This is a genomic window from Pirellulales bacterium (assembly GCA_019694435.1).
Classification (GTDB): Bacteria; Planctomycetota; Planctomycetia; order Pirellulales; family JAEUIK01; genus JAIBBZ01.
The window spans coordinates 508,665-527,320 of the sequence record JAIBBZ010000001.1; the positions used below are offsets into that span (position 1 = coordinate 508,665).

At 65.7% G+C, this 18,656-nt stretch carries 13 protein-coding genes; 4 read left to right on the forward strand and 9 right to left on the reverse strand.

The window, feature by feature from the left end:
* Positions 1 to 91 precede the first annotated feature (91 nt).
* Complete coding sequence (locus tag K1X74_01995; protein MBX7165098.1) at positions 92 to 1,288, reverse strand: AAA family ATPase; 1,197 nt, start codon at positions 1,286 to 1,288, stop codon at positions 92 to 94.
* A gap of 156 nt (positions 1,289 to 1,444) precedes the next feature.
* The gene (locus K1X74_02000) at positions 1,445 to 2,656 is read right to left on the reverse strand and encodes a cysteine desulfurase (GenBank protein ID MBX7165099.1); all 1,212 of its coding nucleotides are present in this window, start codon (positions 2,654 to 2,656) and stop codon (positions 1,445 to 1,447) included.
* 242 nt (positions 2,657 to 2,898) lie between these two features.
* Between K1X74_02000 and K1X74_02005 the strand changes: the two genes are divergently transcribed.
* Entirely contained in the window at positions 2,899 to 3,525 is a 627-nt protein-coding gene (locus tag K1X74_02005; GenBank protein ID MBX7165100.1) for a hypothetical protein, read from the forward strand.
* Between the two features lie 317 nt (positions 3,526 to 3,842).
* On the forward strand, positions 3,843 to 4,808 hold the full coding sequence (gene scpB / locus K1X74_02010; protein ID MBX7165101.1) for an SMC-Scp complex subunit ScpB: 966 nt from the start codon (positions 3,843 to 3,845) through the stop codon (positions 4,806 to 4,808).
* Positions 4,809 to 4,945: 137 nt separating this feature from the next.
* On the opposite strand, the gene hemA is transcribed toward scpB, so the two are convergent.
* The 6 genes from hemA to K1X74_02040 form a co-directional block, all read right to left on the reverse strand.
* Positions 4,946 to 6,226, reverse strand: coding sequence for a glutamyl-tRNA reductase (gene hemA / locus K1X74_02015; protein ID MBX7165102.1), 1,281 nt, complete (start codon positions 6,224 to 6,226; stop codon positions 4,946 to 4,948).
* Positions 6,223 to 7,119, reverse strand: coding sequence for a hypothetical protein (locus K1X74_02020; protein ID MBX7165103.1), 897 nt, complete (start codon positions 7,117 to 7,119; stop codon positions 6,223 to 6,225). Before K1X74_02020 ends, hemA begins: the two co-directional genes overlap by 4 nt.
* A gap of 6 nt (positions 7,120 to 7,125) precedes the next feature.
* Positions 7,126 to 8,205: a sigma-54 dependent transcriptional regulator gene (locus K1X74_02025; protein ID MBX7165104.1), complete on the reverse strand. Its 1,080-nt coding sequence runs from the start codon at positions 8,203 to 8,205 to the stop codon at positions 7,126 to 7,128.
* A 193-nt stretch (positions 8,206 to 8,398) separates the two neighbouring features.
* A complete protein-coding gene (locus K1X74_02030) occupies positions 8,399 to 10,645 on the reverse strand; it encodes a HEAT repeat domain-containing protein (protein ID MBX7165105.1) in 2,247 nt (748 codons plus the stop codon).
* Positions 10,642 to 12,066 (reverse strand): argininosuccinate lyase, encoded by a 1,425-nt coding sequence (argH, locus tag K1X74_02035; protein MBX7165106.1) that lies wholly within the window; start codon positions 12,064 to 12,066, stop codon positions 10,642 to 10,644. The genes K1X74_02030 and argH overlap by 4 nt, the downstream gene beginning before the upstream one ends.
* 165 nt (positions 12,067 to 12,231) lie before the next feature.
* Positions 12,232 to 12,987: a hypothetical protein gene (locus K1X74_02040; protein ID MBX7165107.1), complete on the reverse strand. Its 756-nt coding sequence runs from the start codon at positions 12,985 to 12,987 to the stop codon at positions 12,232 to 12,234.
* Between the two features lie 440 nt (positions 12,988 to 13,427).
* On the opposite strand from K1X74_02040, the gene carB reads away from it, so the two are divergent.
* Together carB and K1X74_02050 are read left to right on the forward strand one after the other, a co-directional pair.
* On the forward strand, positions 13,428 to 16,682 hold the full coding sequence (gene carB / locus K1X74_02045) for a carbamoyl-phosphate synthase large subunit (GenBank protein ID MBX7165108.1): 3,255 nt from the start codon (positions 13,428 to 13,430) through the stop codon (positions 16,680 to 16,682).
* Positions 16,683 to 16,708: 26 nt separating this feature from the next.
* Complete coding sequence (locus K1X74_02050; protein ID MBX7165109.1) at positions 16,709 to 17,119, forward strand: CrcB family protein; 411 nt, start codon at positions 16,709 to 16,711, stop codon at positions 17,117 to 17,119.
* Positions 17,120 to 17,183: 64 nt separating this feature from the next.
* Here the strand turns inward: K1X74_02050 and K1X74_02055 are convergent, their stop codons facing one another.
* Positions 17,184 to 18,650: a M48 family metalloprotease gene (locus K1X74_02055; protein ID MBX7165110.1), complete on the reverse strand. Its 1,467-nt coding sequence runs from the start codon at positions 18,648 to 18,650 to the stop codon at positions 17,184 to 17,186.
* Positions 18,651 to 18,656: the final 6 nt, after the last annotated feature.

The window sequence follows — 18,656 nt, forward strand, 5'->3', positions numbered from 1 at the left end:
CGACACTCGATCATGCGAGGACCACGAACAGCGCCGGCGACAAGCGATCGACCACTTTTGCACGTCGCGTAAAAGAACAGGTTCGGTCGGCTCATGGACCTGTTCCCGTTGCCTGAAGGGCCGTGCGCAGCTCGCCGTAGGCTTCGCGGAGCACTGGGTCGGCCTCGACCGCGGCCGCGGCCTGGCGGCAGGCATGCATCACGGTCGTGTGATCGCGACGGCCGAAGTATTGGCCGATGGCCGCCATCGTGAAGGGTCCTTCCTCGCGTGCCAACAGCATGGCCAATTGCCGCGCGGCGCAGGTCGTGCGGCGCCGGCTCGGGCCGCGCAGATCGGCCAGCGTCAGGTGGAAACGCCGGGCGCACAGCCGCGCGATTTCCGGCAGTTTGACTTGCCGGCTCGCGCCTTGCGCCGCAAGCAGCTTGTCGATGGCCGTCACGTCGATCATGCCGCTGCTGGCAAAGTCGAGCGTCATCAGCACGCCGCGCAGTTCCATGCAGGTTGTCCAGGGACCGGCTGCCAACCGTTCGACCGCCGCCGCCGACAGCCGCAGCGCACGACGCTCGGCAAGCTCCCGTACCAGTTCTGCCTTGGCGGCCGGCCCGGGCAGCGCGATCGGCAGCACCAACCCGCCGCCCAGCCTGCTGCGCAGCCGCGGCGACAGCTCGCGCGAGTTCGCCGGCGATGCGGACGACGTGATGACGATGGCCCGGCGGCGGGCCGAAAGATAGTCGAGAATCTGGCAGAGCTGCTGTTGGGCTTCGACCTTACCTGCCAATTGTCCGAGGTCATCGAGCACCAACAGCGCCGCGGATTGCAAATCCTTGCGCCAGGCGGCGGTCGTATTGGTTTCGACCGCATCGGCGTACTGCCGCGCGAAATCGGCACCGCGAATCAAGACGGCACGCGGCGTGCCGGCTCGGCCAACCGGCCTGGCTTCGTCGCCCGTCGCGCCGAGACCGTGCTGCTGCGCAAACGCGGCGTACACGCCGAACGCAAGATGCGTCTTGCCCACGCCGCTGGGACCGTGCAGCACCAAGGCGCCGCTCCACCAGGGCTTGCCGCACACGGCGCGCAGGGCAATCAGCAGCCCGTGGTTTTCAGGACCGGCGACAAAATCGTCGAGCGGTTCGTCAGGCCCCGTGGCAGCGACCCCTGTCGCAACATTTGCAGGAGCAGCAGACGCCGACGGGGCGGCGCTGCGCGGCCACACGGCGCGGCGCCTGAACGGACCGGCCCAAGGGCCGGCCAGCGGCAGCGAAAACACGCCGGAGTTTGCGATGGCCAAGGGTCCGTCCATTCTCAGCTGACGAGGCCCTCTCACTTGACGAGCCCGTTTGGGCAGCCGCGGACACCGCGGCAAGCGGCTCCGCAGAGCCCTGCCAAGGGCCGTCCCACAGGCATCGTTCGAGGGTCTGAACCAGACCGCTGAATATACCGAATTTCAGCCGTTGAAGCGACCGCCAACGGGCGTTTTTGCCGCAGTTTTTTCGTTGCGCAACTGCCGGCAAACGTTCAAGATACGCGCGGCGGCTTCGACCATTTCTTCGCTCGTCGTTGCGCAGCCCAGACTGAACCGGAGCGACGAGTCGATTTCCCCCTCGGGACAGCCCATCGCCACCAGCGTCGGCGAGGGATCGCTCGACCCGCTGGCACACGCCGAACCGGTCGAGCAGGCAACTCCGACCAGATCGAGTTTGAGCAACAACTGTTGCCGGTCCAGGCCTGGAAACGACACGTTCGTCGTGTTCCCCACCCGCGCCGCCGCGAGGCCGTGAATCACCAGCTCCGGTTCCCCGGCCCGCAGTCGGGCCTCGAATTCCTCGCGCAAGCGCGTTTGTCGCGCAACCTCTACGGACAGGTTTTGCACCGCCGATTCGACCGCCCGATGGAAGCCCACGGCCAGAGCCACGTCTTCGGTGCCCGGTCGCAGGCCGAGCTGCTGCTGGCCACCGAACAACTGCGGTTCGAGCGGCACGCCGGCCCGCACGATCAGCACGCCGATGCCGCGCGGACCGGAAACCTTATGCGCCGTGGCGGTCATCGCGGCCACGCCCAAGGCGCGAAAATCGAGCGGCAGCTTGCCGACGGCCTGTACCGCATCGGTGTGCACGAGCGTTCCCAGCGATGCGAGCCGGTCGACAAGTGCTGCCACCGGCTGCACGACTCCCGTCTCGTTATTGACCAGCATCAAGCTGGCCAGACGCGGAACCGCGCCGGGCGGATCGGGCGCCGCGAGTTGCTCGATCGATTCGAGCTTGACGAGGCCGGTTCGCGCCGCGGGCAGCCGTTCGACTTGGTGACCGCGCCGTGCCAATTCGTCGGCCGCGCGCGAAACGCTGGGGTGCTCGATCGCCGATACGACCACGCGCGCCGGCGGCGCTCCGGCCAGGCCGAAAAGCGCCAGATTGTTCGCCTCGGTGCCGCCGCTGGTGAAAATCAAGCGGTCGGCGTCGCGGCCCGTGATCTGCGCGCCCAGAAGCTGGGCCAGACCCTCGCGGGCATCTTCTAGCGCAGCGCGCGCCCGGCGACCGGGGGCGTGCTGGCTTTCCGGGTTGACGTAGCCCTCGGCGTAGCAACGGGCCATCGCCTCGGCGACGTCGGCTGCCAAGGGCGTCGTGGCGTTGTAGTCGAGATAGATCGTCCGGGCGTTCATCACAACGGCGATTATAGACCCCCGGCCATGCCGGCGGCCTTTGGCGCTGACAGCAAGAGCGCAGCGGAATGCATTACGCAACCCTTTGCTGGGACAGGCCTTCTGTCCAGTTGTCGAGATGCGATCCGGCCCCGCACGACTGGCGTTGCTTCGTCGTTGTCGCCGGTCTTATCATCTCGCGGCTTGGCACCGTGCCCGACCGACGATCGGCGGGCAATCCCACGAGAATGCGCAGCGTCCCCATGAGCGGCATGCTCCGATTGCTGGTCATGCTTTTGTGCCTGGTGGCGTTGCCTGCCTTGGCCATCTGCGGGGCGCCCGTCTCGAAACTGTTCCGGCCGCTGGTGAATTGCGATTGGCAGAAAGAGGCCGAAACTTTCGTCAAGCGATTCAAGAAAGCCTGGAGCGATGCGTCGGTCGAAGAGCCGATTGAACTCGAGCCGCCTGCAGCCGTTGATCCGCCCTCGACTCTGAAACCCGAGACCATCGCGGCGGCGCCTCAACCGGCCACCGGTGAGCTGGCCCTGGCGTCGCACACCGCGGACGCCTTGCCCCCGCCACACGGCGGCCAGGCGCAGCGTGCACAGGGCAATTCGCCCGGCGCGATCCAGCCTCCGGTGAGTTTGTCGGCCGCCGACGCCGATCCGTTTCAGGCTTTGCAACGGCAATTGCGCGATTGGGGTGCGACGTACTACAAGCTGGAGACCTGGGGCGCCGGCGGCGAACTGTATCACTTCCATTGCCGGATGGCGATCGATCGCCAGGGTCTGGCCACGCGCCATTTCGAGTCGACGACGGCCGACCCCTTGGCGGCCATTCAACAAGTCGTTCGCGAGGTCGAAGCCTGGATCGCAGCCGGCCGGCAGTGATCCACGCTCGGCGCTGCGAAATCTTTGCCGCACGCACGGCGCGGCACTTGCGTCGGCGGTGGCGTGGCGTAGCTTGACGTTTCCCCCCTGACCCTCGCGATGCACGAACTCTGCGATTTCAAATGCCATCGTCAGGCTTTGCGAATCGTCCTCTTTCCGTGGCGCAAGCTTTGCACAGCGTCGCGTGGCGCTATGCGCAGCCGTTGGCTTTGCGGACCCAGCGTCCGGGTGGTTTCTGGCTCGCCGGGGCGGCGTCTGCGCCAGCGCCGGCAACCCGCCGCAAGGCGCCGGCGGCGGCTGCCTTGCGCGATGCCCGCATGATGCGCCTCGAAGCCGTCTTAATGCTTGCCCAGGAACCCGTTGCGGCGAGGAAATTGGCCCAATTGGCTAGCTTGGCGGACGCGACGGAAGCGCGTACATTAATCGGCCGGCTGAACGAGCTTTACGACCGCACCGCCACGGCGTTTTCGGTGGCCGAAATCGCCGGTGGATACCAGTTGCTGTCGCGAACGGCCTACGGACCGTGGCTGCGCCGTTTACACTCCGGCGGCGCCGAAACGCGGTTGTCGACACCGGCCCTGGAGACCTTGGCCGTGGTCGCCTACCGTCAGCCGGTGTTGAGGGCTGACGTCGAGGCGATTCGCGGAGTACAGTGTGGCGAAATTTTGCGGCAGCTCATGGAGCGTGATCTGGTCCGCATCTGCGGCAGGTCACCCGAGTTAGGTCGTCCCTTTTTATACGGAACCACCAAGCGATTCCTCCAAATCTTCGGCCTGCGACATCTGGATGAATTGCCCCGCGCCGAATTGTTTCGGGCGAAGCCCTCGCAGCGGCTCGCCGACGATGTACCCGAGCAAGATCCCACTGCTGAACATGAACTGAAAGAGGAGCCTGCTGTGACCGTCGTATTCGATCGCGAGATTGCCACCGAGGATGAACTGCGTGAAGACGCCGCGGGCGGTGCCGCGGACCGTCTTCCCGGCGCTCGTCGTCCCCAGCTCGTCGGCGCCAAGCGCGAAGAGGAAGAAGAGGAAGAGGAAGACGAGGAATGGGAAGATGAGGACGAAGGCGACGAGGAAGACGACGATTGGGATGAAGAAGAGGACGACGAAGAGGACGAAGAGGAAGACGAAGAAGACTTCGAAGACGCCGAATGGGAAGAAGTCGACGATGAAGGTGACGAAGAAGAAGGCGACGAAGAGGAAGATGAAGACTGGGACGACGACGAAGAGGACGACGACGAGGACTGGGATGACGAAGAGGAAGAAGACGACGCAGAGTAGTCTGCCGCTGCTCGCCGTGGCGTGAATCGCCTGTTCGCCCCCCGTGATCTGTTCGCGGGGGTTTCTTTGCGCCGAGCCAGCGTCGCTGGCTCCCCTCCGTGTAGTCACCGGCCGCGCTGCGCGGCCGTTCGCACGCGCTATTCCGACAGGTGCGAGTGGAATAGCCGCTTGAGCGCGTCGAGCAAGCTATAGCTGAACGGTTGCCGCGTCTCTTCGCGCAGCGATTCCAGCGGCGGGTGCAAGAGCTTGTTGATCAGCCGGTCGAACGATTGACTGATTTCGCCGCGCGCCCGGTCGTCGAGTTCGGGCAGCTTGTTGAACAACCGCCGTAGCTCTTCGTCCTTGGGGCGCTGCCAGCCTTCGCGAAGCCGCTGGATGATTGGCCCCGTCGCGCGGTGCCGCAGATCGGCCATGAACTGCGCGGTTTCCTCATCGACGATCGCCAGGGCGCGCGGCAGCGCCTGGTCGCGCGCGGCCTTGTTCTCTTGGCAGACGGCTTTGAGATCGTCGACCGTATAGACGTAAACGCCCAGGCAATCGCCGATCGCCGGCTCGAAATCGCGCGGTACGGCCAGGTCGAGCACGACCAACGGCCGCTGATAGCGCAGTGGTTCAAGCTGGCGGTAGTGCTCGAGCGTGACGATCGGCAGATTGGCGCCCGTCGTGCTGACCACCAGATCGGCCTCGACCAGCGCTTCCCCCAGCGATTCCCACGGCAGCGCCCAACCGTGCCATTGCTCGGCCAGGGCGTGCGCCCGGGCCAGGTTGCGATTGATCACGGTGATCTCGCGCGCGCCTTCGTCCTGCAGATATCGGAGCGTCTCTTCGGCCATCTCGCCGGCGCCGATCACCAGTACCCGCTTGTCGTGGAAGCGTTCGAAGATCTGCCGGGCAAAATCGGCCACCGCCACGCTGGGAATGCTCACGCGCTTCTGGCTGATCGACGTCTCGGCCGCGATCCGCCGCGCCACCTTCAAGGCCGCCTGAAACACGGCATGCGTCACGGGCCCTGCGCTTTGCTGATCGGTGGCCAGTTGATACGCCTGCTTGACCTGCGAGAGGATCTGCGGCTCGCCCAGCACCATGCTGTCGAGGCTCGCGGCGACCAGGAACAAGTGCCTGACGGCCTCTTCGCCCGTGCGCTCGAACAGCTCGTCGAAAACCTCGACCAGCTCGAGCCCGTGGTACTCGGCCAGAAACTCGGCCAACTGCTCGTGCGAGGGGCTTTGCTCGGGCACCTCGGCGGCCGTGTACAGCTCGACGCGGTTGCAGGTCGAAAGCAGCACCGCCTCGACCTCGGGAAACCGCTCGCGCAGCCGGGCCAAGGCGTCGGCCGCCTGGCGGGCATCGAACGCCAGACGCTCGCGCACCGCGATCGAAGAGTGGTGGTGGCTGCACCCGACCAGTTGGAGGTTCATGTCGTACCTCCGCGCGACAGAGTGCCGTGGTCGCCGGTTCGGGCCACGGGCTTGGCGTCGTGCGGCACGGCGCGATGTTCGGTGAAGAACAGCCCGACGGTCAACGAGAACACCAGGAACACGAAACTGCCGATCGTCAGGTAGGCGACTTTGCGCCCCTGCCGGGCCGGCTTGTAGAAGGCGATGAACCCGCTGGCCGCGACCAGCCAGGCGAGCGTGAATGCGTTGGCCACGACGATCGGATCGGTCCAGGCGATGGCGGTCAATTGCCGGTGCTGGTTGACCAGGTTCAAGATGGTGCCCGAGATCAAGCCGGTCGCCAGCAACAGGATCGAGAACAGCACTGCGCGGGCATTCACGTGCTCGAGCGATTCGAGGCTGGGGAGCTGAAAACCCAGCCGCGGCGGCAGCTTGTGTTTCAGGCGCCAGGCCTGGGCCAGGTACATCAGCCCCGTCGCAAAGCCCACGAGCACCGCCACGGTGCCCAGCAGCAAGAACACGCCGTGCACCGTACCCCAGAACAAACTCGCGCGGTCGGCGGGAAACGGCGCGCGATCGGCCCAGCAGGCGGCGACCGCGACCAGCGCCAGCACCAAAGGCAGCGTAAACACCCCCACCGCGGCACGCGGATATTGCCAACTGATCACCAGGTACACCACGGCAAGCACCCAGGCCGCCATCAGGTACCAATCGAAGCTGCTCGACAAGGGCGCCGTGCCGCCGGCCTGTGCCCGACCGATCAAGAACAGCGTATGCGCCACGACGCCGGCCAGGCCGAAGCCCAGCACCAGCGCGGTGCGAATCCCGCTGCGAAAGAACAGCCGGGTGATTTCCAGCGCCAGGGCCACGCCGTAACTGGCGGCGAAGCAAAAGATATGCACGCCCGAGAGCATGGCGAATCAACCCACGTCGCGGTCGAGGGAATCGGGTTCTTCGTCGTCGAGTCCGAACTCTTTGAGCTTTTTGTGGAGCGTGTTGCGATTGATGCCCAGCCGGGCGGCCGCCTTGATCCGCACGTCGCCGCAGGCCGCCATGACCTGGGCAATCAATTCGCGTTCGACCCGGGTGACAATCTTGCCGTACAGGTCGTCTTCGTCATCGTGGGCATCGCTCAGCCCTTGTCGCACCAGCGCCCCGGTCAGCGATTCGACGTCGGCCCCCTGGAAATTGTTCTGCGGCGAAGGTGCGGTGCTCGTGATCGCCTCGGGCAGCAGGTCGCAGGTCAGTTCGTCACCCGGCGCCATCACGACGGCCCGTTCGATGTAGTTCTGCAACTCGCGCACGTTGCCCGGCCAGCGATAGTCCTGCAGCGCTGCCAGCGCTTGCCGGTCGATGTGCACCACGTAGCGGTCGTTCTCCTCATTGTAGACGTTGAGGAAATGGCTCACCAACTCGGGAATGTCCTCGCGCCGCTCGCGCAGGGGGGGCAGCCGAATCGGCACGACGTTCAGCCGGTAGTACAAGTCCTCGCGAAACCGCTCGGCCGCCACCTCGGCCAGCAGATCGCGGTTGCTGGCGGCGATCACTCGGGTATCGACGCGGATCGTCGTCGTGTCGCCGACGCGCTCGAATTCCTTCTCCTGCAGCACGCGCAGCAGTTTGACCTGCAATTTGGGCGTGGTGCTGTTGATTTCGTCGAGAAACACCGTGCCGGTGTGCGCAGCCTCGAAGCGGCCGGTGCGATTGTCGATCGCCCCGGTAAACGACCCGCGAACGTGGCCGAACAATTCGCTCTCCAGCAGGCTCTCGCTCAGCGCGCCGCAGTTGACGCGGATGAACGGCCCCTGGCTGCGGGGGCTCAGCAGGTGCACGGCCCGGGCAATCAGCTCTTTGCCCGTGCCCGTCTCGCCGAGCAGCAGCACCGAGGCCTTCGATCGGGCGACCTGTCGCGTCAGCCGGTAGACCTCGCGCATCGCGGGCCCGGAACCGATGAGACCGGGAATCGGCGGGCCGGTTTGTGAGTTGTCGAAGGGGCGCATGGGGCGGTTCATCGGGGACCACGTTTGCCCGCGCGCTCGGCGCCGGTGGGGGCGCGCGGCCGCGAGGGCATCGGCATGCCGTGGTCGAGACAGCGTCGCTCCGCCCGAGCGCGCTCGACGGCGGCGGAAAGGTTGGCGTGTTGCGGCCGCCGCGCTCGATGCCTGACAAGCAGACCGCGCGGCGGACCGGAGGTTATTCGGGAGGGCTTCCTTCGGCTGCGGGGGGGTCTTCGTCGACTGCGGCTCGCGCCTCGATCGTGTCGAGGATCGAGGCCAACAGCGCCTGGGTCGCTGCGTCCAAGTGTTCGCTGGCGTTATAGCGGTCGTATTGCGCCTGGACTTCGCTCGGCGTGAGCAGCACGCCGTGTTCGGCCAGGCTCCAGCGCAGGGCCTCGGCCGCGGCGCTGCGCAGCTCGAGCGGCAGCGCCGTCAGGCTCGCGGCATCGGCCAGTGCCCGCTGCGCGGCCGGCGTAACCCAGCGACCCAACACGGCGGCGGCGTTTTCGGCCACGGCGGGCCGATACAGCGCCTCATGTGCTGCCTGCACGGCCGGCGCCAAAGCGATTGCCGTGCGCGGCGCGGCGCTCAGCCGCGCGAGCATCGCCAGCGCCGCCTGGCCGGCGGCGCGGCGCTCGTCGGTCGTCATCGCTCGGGCTCCCGGCAGAGCGGCCAACTGCGTAAGCTCGAATTCGAGTCCGGCCGCGTCTTGCGGACGCACAAACGCCGCCGTCAACGTGTGGCGATCGGCCAGGCGGCGGGCGTCTTCCAACCGTTCGGGCATCGCGACCAAGAGCACCGGCAGTTGTGCCGTGCGCCAGTCGCGGCGCAGCTCGGCCAGCACATCGTTGGCCGTGGGAAAACTGATAGAGACGTCGATCACCGCCAATTCGTAGTCGGCATTGGTCCGCGCGACGCGCAGCAGGTCGCGTACGTCGGACGTCACATCGGCATCGTAGCCGGCGCCCACGACCAGCGTCCGCAATTCCTCGGCGTGATTCAGATCGTTGTCGACCACCACGGCGCGACGCTCGCCCCAAGCCGTGACGAAGTGGGCCAAGGCATCGCTTACGTAGCTGCTGCCCGGGAACTTGGCCGTCGGCTGCAGCCGCTCGATCGTCTCGAGCGCCGCAAACCGCAGCCGCTCGTCGCCATGGCGCAAGGCCAGCACCAGGGGTGCCGGTTCGGGCAGCGACGTATAGAGCGCGTCTCGATCAGTCAGGTGCCGGGCCGCCTGGGCAGCAGTCGACCAAGCGCCCTGCTTCAGGCTCTCCAGCAGCGCGCTTTCGAGTCCCGTTTGATCGGTGTAGGGCCAGGCCTGCGCGTCGACTGCTTCGCCCGGCGGACGACGTGCGTCGGTGGCCAGCCGCGTGGCGATGCTCAACCGTCGTGCGCGGCCGTCGTCGGGAGCCAAATGTTCTGCGTCGCGTGCCAGCCGCGCGGCCCAAACCAGCGCCGCATCTGCCGGCGGCAGCATGCGGGCCTGCGGTTCGGCGAGTTTGAAGTCCCAAACCTCCACGGGCGCTGCATCGGCCGCATGCGGCGCGAACGACTCGGCATACAGTTGCTCGCTGCGCGCCAAAAGCAGTTCCACGGCCTCGCCCAGCGAAGGCGCCTGTCCCCGAATCGCCCGGATTGCGGCCGCCGCTGCCTCGCGTTCGGCGGCGACGCGCTGAAACGCGCCCGGCTGTGGCGCCGCGTCGGGCGCCAGGTCTTCGTCGGGAACATGCAGACTCGCCAAGAGCGGTACAACGCTTTGCGGATCACGCATCCTGCCCAGCGCCCCAATCGCGGCGAGGCGGACGTTCGGATCGGGCGATTCGAGGGCGCCCCACAGCGGGGGCAGCGCATCGGTGCCGATGGCCAGCAGCGCCCGGCGCAGCGGTGCCGCGCCCTCGCCTGTTGCCGGATCGACAATTGCCCAAAGCAACGGCTTCACGGCCGCCGAGCGTGCCTCGCGCAGCCGCGCGGTCAGAACCACGTGCTGAGACGGCGGCGCCGTGCGCAGTTGTTCGACGAGTTGGGCGATCGACTGCGGATCGCGCGCCGCGCCGGTCTGCGCAGCGAGAATCGCCTTGGCCAGCTCGGCGCCTTGAGGCGCGAGATCGCGATCTTGCGACAGTTTGACCAGCGCGGCAGTGCCCAAGCGGTTGCCCAAGGCGGCCAGTTGCTCGGGCGCCAGTTGTGCGGCCAGCAATTGTTCGACCAGCGGCCGCGCGGCGAAGCCGTGCTTCAAATCGATCATCACCAGCACGGCCCTCAGCCGGTCCAGCGGACTCTCGAATTTCGAGTCAAGCAGGGCCTGCACCGCCGGTTCGGTGACCGCGCGCGGCTCTTCCGGCTTGTCTTGGGCCACGGTCCACGGCGCAAAGGCGACCGCCAACAGCGCAAGGACCACAGCGAGCGCGGCCGGCCGCCGGCGGAAAGCGGGCAAAAGGCTCATGTCTGGCTCCCCAGCTTCTTGCGCCACGCCGCAACTTGTGCGGCCACTTCGCCGGGCGCCGTCGAGCCGTAGGAGACAAATGCACGTAGCGCGCGGTCGACGCCCAGGACGTCGCGCAGGCTGCCATCGAGTTCGGCATGCACGCTGCGGAAGTCGTTGTCGCTGAGATCGGCCAGGCGAACCTCGCGATCGCGGGCCTTGCGCACCAGTTGGCCGACCACCTCGTGCGCTGAACGCTGTGGTATGCCTCGGCGGATCAGTTCTTCCATCAAGGTCGTGGCGTCGAGATAGCCGCGGTCGAGTCGGGCCTCGATGGCCGCGCGGTCGAGCTCGGCGCCGATCACGATCGGCGCGGCCAGCTCGAGACAGGCGGCCACCGTGTCAAAGGCGTCGAACACCGGCAGCTTGTCTTCTTGCAGGTCGCGGTTGTAGGCCAGGGGTAGCCCCTTCACCAGCACCAACAGCGATTGCAGCGCGGCATAGACTCGGGCCGTGCGTCCCCGGGTCAGCTCCAGCACGTCCGGGTTGATCTTTTGCGGCATGATCGACGAGCCGGTGCAGAACGCCTGCGGCAGCTTGAGAAAGCCGAACTCGGTGGTCGACCAGAGGATCCACTCCTCGGCCCAGGTGCTCAGGTGGGCCGCGATCGTGGCACAGCAAAACGCAAACTCGAGGGCAAAGTCGCGGTCGCTCGACACATCGAGGCTGTTGGCCGCCACCGCGGCGAAACCCAGCCGGCGCGCCGTGTTGGCGCGGTCGATCGGCAGGCTGGTGCCGGCCAGCGCGGCGGCACCCAGCGGCGAGACGTTGACACGCCTGCGCGCGTCGGCCAGCCGCTGCCGGTCGCGCTCGAATTTCTCGCAGTAGGCCAGCCAATAATGCGCGGCGAGCACCGGCTGGGCTCGTTGCAAATGGGTGTAGCCGGGCATGACGACGTCCGCGTCGCGCTGGCAGCGATCGACGAAGGCTCGTTGCAGGTCGACGAGCAGTCCGTCGAGCCGGTCAATCGCATCGCGGACCCAGAGCCGCAGGTCGGTCGAAACCTGGTCGTTGCGGCTGCGGCCGGTATGCAATTTGCGGCCCACATCGCCGAGGCGGTCCGTCAGGGCCCGCTCGATGTGCATGTGGATGTCTTCGAGTTCGGTGCGGAACTCAAAGCGGCCGGCCTCGATTTCGCGACCGATCTCGGCCAGCGCGGCGACGATCTGACCGCATTCGTCCGCGGAGATCAGCCCCACGTCGGCCAGCATCTGGGCATGGGCGGATGAGCCCGTGATGTCGTGGGCGTAAAGCCGCCGATCGAAGCTCACGCTCTCGGTGAACTTCTCCACACGGCGGTCCGTCGCCTGGTCAAAAACTCCGCCCCACGGTTTGTCGGCCACGCAGCACGTTACTTGGCGTCGGAGGGAACAGCCTGCCATTTCAGGCGACTAAGACATTTACCTTAAATGGCTTACGTCGAGCTGTCAAACGCTGGAATTGTGTCGCCTAGACCGTGCGCAGTCGTCTGCGCACGGTTTGCGCACCGCTACTTGCGTCTGACTCGGGTGAGGCTGGCCCAGTCCTCTGCGCGACACATGTGCCGATCAGCGCACCGGAGCGAAATCGACAAACGGAACCCCGCCTCGGAGCACCGTCTCAATCTGTTCGGGCCGCTGGAGGTCGGAGAATCGGAACAGCCCCCCCTGCCCGTCGCAGGCCCAGAGCGCACCGTCCTCGCCAAACCGGAAGGCGTGGACCGGAATCGGCAACGTGGCAACCAACCGGGGTATGCCGCTTTCGGGCAATTCGTACAACCGCGCCGGGCCGTTCAGCGTGGCCACGTAGATGCGCCCCTGGTGGATATCGAACGCCCCCCACCAGTCCCGGCCCACGTCGGCCTGGGAAAAGGTTGCGAGCGTACGGGCCTCGCGCGTCACCTGGCTGTAGGCGTAGATGAATCCGTCGGGCAGCGGGCTGGCGTCTTGCGGCGTTTCGAGTCCGCTCCAATAGATTGTGTCGGCCGCGTCGCAGCGGACCTGTCGGGCCAGGTAACCGCCGTGGTGCAGCGTCCGCTCGCCCCGGGGATCGGCGATCATGATTCGCCGGTCCAGGCCGCTGCAAAACACCACCTGGCCGGTGCTGGTAGTGCACACGCTGCGGACCCGGGGAATGGTCTGATCGTCCTGCGAGAGCGGCCGCGTATACCAGAAGTCCTGGCGGGCATCGCGCTGGAGCAAGATCCGGCCGGGCCAGGCCTGTCCGTCGGCCAGGTACCACTCGGCAGCCTTTGCCGTACCGGCAAACAGGCAGCCCGACACCATCCAAGCCCAGACACAGGCGCGCAACACGACACGGCTCATGTTCGAAGGTCCCCCAGGATAGAAGAGATCAAGACGAGAGCGAGAAATGGCCCTGCCCGGCGGCCCTTGGAGCCGCGCGGACTTCCGGCAGGGGAAACCTAGCTCAAAACGCCCACTCCCGTCGTCGTCGGCAGCCGTTTTTGCCGGTCCGCGGCGGGCCGTTGCACCGTGGCAACATCGCCGCGAAAGGGCAGCGCGCCCGACGGCAGAATGCCGCGCGGAGCAAGGGAAACGGCACTCCCTCACGCTGGGGGACATGGGCCAAGGCCCCCAAGTTCAGCGCCGTGCTTGCACGCTACTCCCGTCCTCGCCGCGCCGGTCCTTGAACCCTAGTCGGCTGCGATGGTATGGTCGAGAAATTTTACTCGCAACCCGACTCTTCCCCAGGCGCCGCGGGACCGGTACCCGAGCGCGCCGGGAGAATTGTGAGGAACTGGTAAGTGCCCCGTCGCAACGACCTTCACAAGATTCTGCTCATCGGCTCCGGTCCCATCGTCATCGGCCAGGCCTGCGAGTTCGACTACTCAGGCACGCAGGCCTGTAAGGCCCTGCGCGAAGAGGGCTACGAGATCGTGCTGGTCAACAGCAACCCGGCCACGATCATGACCGATCCGGCCACGGCCGACCGCACGTACATCGAGCCGCTCACCTGGCAGATGGTCGCCAAGGTGATCGAGCGCGAGCGGCCCGACGCAATCTTACCGACCCTGGGCGGCCAGACGGCCTTGAACCTGGCCATGGATCTCGACCGGCAAGGCGTGCTCGACGATTACGGCGTCGAGATGATCGGGGCCACGCCGGCGGTGATCGACAAGGCCGAAGACCGCGCGCAGTTCAAGTCTGCGATGGAGCGCATCGGTCTGAATGTTTGCAAGGGCTCGACGGTCACCAACCTCGAAGACGCCCGCCGGCTGCTCGATGAGATCGGCCTGCCGTGCGTCGTGCGTCCCAGCTTCACGCTCGGCGGCACCGGTTCGGCCATCGCCTACAACCGTGAAGAATTCGAGCAGCTCGTGGCCCGGGGGCTCGAGGCTTCGCCGATCACCGAAGTGCTCCTCGAACAGTCGATCATCGGCTGGAAGGAGTACGAGATGGAGGTGATGCGCGACAAGGACGACAACGTCGTGATCATCTGCTCGATCGAAAACTTCGACCCGATGGGCGTGCACACCGGCGATTCGATCACCGTGGCCCCCGCCCAGACGCTGACCGACAAGGAATATCAGCGGATGCGCGATGCCTCGATCGCCGTGATCCGCGAGATCGGCGTCGAGACGGGCGGCTCGAACATCCAGTTCGCGATCAACCCCGAGACGGGCGACATGATCGTGATCGAGATGAATCCCCGCGTCAGCCGCTCGAGCGCCCTGGCCTCGAAGGCCACGGGCTTTCCGATCGCGAAGATCGCCGCCAAGCTGGCCGTGGGCTACCGGCTGCACGAGCTGCCCAACGACATTACCCGCGAGACGATGGCCTGCTTCGAGCCGACGATCGACTACGTCGTGACAAAGGTGCCGCGGTTCGCCTTCGAAAAATTCCCCGAGGCCGACGCCACGCTGATGACGCAGATGAAAAGCGTCGGCGAGACGATGGCCATCGGCCGCACCTTCAAGGAATCGCTGCAAAAGGCGCTCCGCGGGCTCGAAGTCGGCAGCTTCGGACTGGGCTGCGATGCCAAGGACCGCTGGAGCACACCGCAGCAGCCCAGCCTCGAAGAGCTCCACGCCAAGCTGGCGATTCCCAATGCCGAGCGCGTCTGGTACCTGCGCTATGCGCTGAAGAGCGGCATGACGGTCGCGGAAGTTCACGACCGGACCGGCATCGATCCGTGGTTCCTCGACAACCTGGCCGAGATCATCGAAACCGAAAACGAGCTGCGCGCCGCCGGCAGCCTGGCCGCGAGTAGTACGGAGCTGTTACGCAAGGCCAAGCGCCAGGGCTTTTCCGATCGGCAGTTGGCCACGCTCTGGCACACCACCGAAATGGAGATCCGCAACGACCGCAAGGCCCGCGGCGTCGTGGCGACGTTCAAATCGGTCGATACCTGCGCCGCCGAGTTCGAGGCCTACACGCCCTATTACTACTCGACCTACGAGGACGAAGACGAAACGCCGGCCCGGCAGCCCGGGCAACGGCGGATCATGATTCTCGGCGGCGGACCCAACCGCATCGGCCAGGGGATCGAGTTCGACTACTGCTGTTGCCACGCGAGCATGGCCCTGCGCGAATTGGGCATCCAGTCGATCATGGTCAACTCGAATCCCGAGACGGTCAGCACCGACTACGACACGAGCGACCTGTTGTTTTTCGAGCCGCTCACGACCGAAGACGTGCTGAACATTTTCGACCGCATCCAGCCCGACGGCGTGATCGTTCAGTTCGGCGGCCAGACGCCGCTCAATCTGGCTCGGGCCCTGGCCACGGCCGGCGTGCCGATCATCGGCACCAGCGTCGACACGATCGAAGACGCCGAAGACCGCGAGAAATTCAAAGAGCTGCTCGACCGCGTGGGCCTCAAGCAGCCGGCCAACGGCATTGCCCGCACGATGGACGAGGCCCGCCGCGAGGTCGAGAAAATTGGCTATCCCGTGCTCGTGCGCCCCAGCTTCGTGCTCGGTGGCCGGGCCATGGAGATCTGCTACGACCTGGCCCAATTCGAGCGCTACGTGGCCGAGGCCTTCGTCGTCGCCCAGGGTCAGCCCGTGCTCATCGACCGGTTCCTCGAAGACGCCACCGAGGTCGATGTCGACGCCATTGGCGACGGGCAGGACGTGATCATCGCCGGCGTTATGGAACACATCGAAGAGGCCGGCGTGCACTCGGGCGATTCGGCCTGCACGATTCCGCCCTACAGCCTGCCGCCCGAGACGATCGACGAGATTCGCCGCGCGACGACGGCCATGGCCCGGCACATGCAAGTCCGCGGGCTGATGAACGTGCAATACGCCGTCAAGCGCGAAGACGGCCAACTGCAGGTCTACGTGCTCGAGGTCAATCCCCGCGCCAGCCGCACGGCGCCGTTCGTGGCCAAGGCGACCGGCATGCCCGTCGCCCGCGTGGCCGCCAAGGTGATGGCCGGCGTCTCGCTGCGCGAACAGGGCATCTACGAAGACCCCGTCCCCACGCACGTCTCGGTCAAGGAAAGCGTGTTCCCCTTCGTCAAGTTCCAAGGGGTCGACATCGTCCTCGGGCCCGAGATGAAGAGCACCGGCGAAGTGATGGGCATCAGCGAGCGGTTCCCGATTGCGTTTGCCAAGAGCCAGTTGGCCGCCGGTACGCTGTTTCCCGAGTCGGGCAACATCTTTCTGAGCGTCGCGGTGCGCAACAAGCACAACGTGGTCGAGTTGGCCCGCCGGCTCGTGGCCTTGGGCTACGACCTGCTGGCCACGCCCGGCACCGCGCGACAGATCGAAGAGGCGGGCATCCCGGTCAAGGCGGTCCGCAAGCTGCAAGAAGGTCACCCCAACCTGCTCGACTACCTGATCGACGGCAACGTGCAACTGATCATCAACACGCCCAGCGGCAAGGGTGCCCGCACCGACGAAGGGCGGATCCGCGCGGCGGCCGTGTCGCGCGGCGTGCCGTGTATCACGACGATGCCCGCGGCCGAAGCGGTCGTGAAGGCGATGGAAGCGCTGCGGCAGGAAGAGATGACCGTCCAGGCGCTGCAAGAGCGGTTCGCGACGGTCACCTGAGCGCACCCGCGCGCGGAAGGAATCGCATGAACGCCGACGCGCTTTGGGTACGCATCGTGTGCGTTGCCGCGGCCGGCGCGGTGGGGGCCCTGGCCCGGTGGGGCGTCTCGCGCGGCAGCCACCTGCTCTTGGGCAGCGCCTGGCCCTACGGCACGCTGGCCGTAAACGTCGTGGGCTGTTTTTTCTTCGGCCTGGTCTGGTCGTGGCTGCGTTCCCAACCGCCCAACGATCTGTTGAGGCTGACGCTGCTGACCGGCTTCGCCGGCGCGTTCACCACGTTCAGCACCTTCGCCTTCGACACCTACGAACTCGCCGCCGGCCGCGGCGAGCTGCAAGGCCTCAGCCTGCTGCAACCCGCGCTGAACATCGCAGCGCACCTGGTGCTCGGAATGCTGGCCATCATCGCCGGGCTGTCGTTGGGTCGCGTGGCGACGTAGGGCCGGACAGGTTACGAACGGGCCTGCCAGACACTCCCCTAGGTTTTCCCAATCCCGCGCGCCACTATCGATTGGTTTCGATTGCCGACGACTTGCGCGATGAATAGATGATCCAATAAGGGAATAGTTCTGCGGGCGGCGCAAAGGTGATCCCCTGCGGCGCGCTGCCCAGCATGTTGAAGTAGAACTCGCGAGAGGTAGCCTTGCACAATCCGGAATAATTGGGAATCAGGCAAGTCGCAGGGAGATCGCATTGAAAGACTCCTTTCGCGCCTGTTTTTCGCGCGGCCATGATCCGGTCGCGCGGCGCCGGATGCGTGCTTAACCAGGTGGTTTGTTCTCGCGCGAGCCTTTCGTGCATCGCGGCGCGCTGTTCCTCGTCCCATTGCGACAACCAATCCAGCGTCAGCGCAGGGAGGTCGTTTGGCAAGCAATTCCGCGACAGGCATTCGGCTGCAAGCTTGCGAGCCTCGCGAAATGCGCGATTTGCTTCGTGTAGCCAAATCTCATTCTGCTCGAGGACTTTCGGCCCGGCGATGGCGACTCCGAATCGATCGGCATCATATTCTAGTTGTCGAATTGCTACGGCGACCATCAGGCAGACACTTTGATAGATGGCAATCAAAATTGCCTGTGCGAATGCCACGCCGCAAGCCGCGGTGAGCTGAAACCATCGTACGAGCGGCGAATCCGCACGTGCTGCGTTCTCGACGGTCCATCCGGATGGCATCGTTGCCGCGGCGGCGAGCCAACTTAGAATCCAACGATGCAAGCATGTCAATCGCGTGGCGCTCGGCTGAGAAAAATGCCCCAATTCGTGTGCAATCACTTCCGACAACTGGCCGACGGTACGTCCTCCCAATAGCGGCAGGCCGAGATGCAAGACAAATTCCCGCGAAAAGAGCGTCTGCCAGAGTGTATTGCCATAGCTCGCAGCGGCGTTCGGTTCGCATGAAAACGCCAGCTTGGCCGGGACGGGGCTACCGACACGAGAGCTGATTTCGCGGATGAGCGTGGCGAGCGCCGGAAACGACTCCAACGGTATTCTGGCTGACCTAACGACGGGTTTAGTGCGATAAAAAATGAATACGATTGGCCGCAACATGGCAACGATCGCCACAATCAGGCCGATCGAAAACGCCGCCTGCAAACTCACAAAAACGACGTGAGTCGATTGCCATACAAGCAGCCACGTCGCGCCCGCGACGACCAAGCAATATTCCAATGGCACGAGCGCCAAACCGAGGGCTGTAACCCCAAGCATCGTGCGGTAGCCGATGGATATCTCTGGCCTGCCTGGTGAGCCCTGGAAGCCGCTCAGGATCCTTTCCTCGACGGTGCGAGCATTCGCGGCGGCAGTAGCGGCGTTTCGCGCGGTCGTGCCGACAGCGGATGGCGTAGCGGTTTGTTTAGCAACCGGTTGGGGAATTACGATCCGCGCTTGACAGGTGCATTTTGCCACTCGACCAGCGAGTGAATCAGCAACACGAAAGCTGCGGTTGCAATTGGTACACGTTACGACAATTGGCATCCGCGA

What these genes read in the sequence shown, in the direction of transcription:
- scpB (MBX7165101.1), top strand. Translation starts at nt 3,843, where the DNA reads ATGATGCGCCTCGAAGCCGTCTTAATGCTTGCCCAGGAACCCGTTGCG.
- K1X74_02040 (MBX7165107.1), bottom strand. Translation starts at nt 12,987, where the DNA reads ATGAGCCGTGTCGTGTTGCGCGCCTGTGTCTGGGCTTGGATGGTGTCG.
- K1X74_02000 (MBX7165099.1), bottom strand. Translation starts at nt 2,656, where the DNA reads ATGAACGCCCGGACGATCTATCTCGACTACAACGCCACGACGCCCTTG.
- hemA (MBX7165102.1), bottom strand. Translation starts at nt 6,226, where the DNA reads ATGAACCTCCAACTGGTCGGGTGCAGCCACCACCACTCTTCGATCGCG.
- K1X74_02025 (MBX7165104.1), bottom strand. Translation starts at nt 8,205, where the DNA reads ATGCGCCCCTTCGACAACTCACAAACCGGCCCGCCGATTCCCGGTCTC.
- K1X74_02020 (MBX7165103.1), bottom strand. Translation starts at nt 7,119, where the DNA reads ATGCTCTCGGGCGTGCATATCTTTTGCTTCGCCGCCAGTTACGGCGTG.
- K1X74_02055 (MBX7165110.1), bottom strand. Translation starts at nt 18,650, where the DNA reads ATGCCAATTGTCGTAACGTGTACCAATTGCAACCGCAGCTTTCGTGTT.
- K1X74_02050 (MBX7165109.1), top strand. Translation starts at nt 16,709, where the DNA reads ATGAACGCCGACGCGCTTTGGGTACGCATCGTGTGCGTTGCCGCGGCC.
- K1X74_02030 (MBX7165105.1), bottom strand. Translation starts at nt 10,645, where the DNA reads ATGAGCCTTTTGCCCGCTTTCCGCCGGCGGCCGGCCGCGCTCGCTGTG.
- argH (MBX7165106.1), bottom strand. Translation starts at nt 12,066, where the DNA reads ATGGCAGGCTGTTCCCTCCGACGCCAAGTAACGTGCTGCGTGGCCGAC.
- K1X74_02005 (MBX7165100.1), top strand. Translation starts at nt 2,899, where the DNA reads ATGAGCGGCATGCTCCGATTGCTGGTCATGCTTTTGTGCCTGGTGGCG.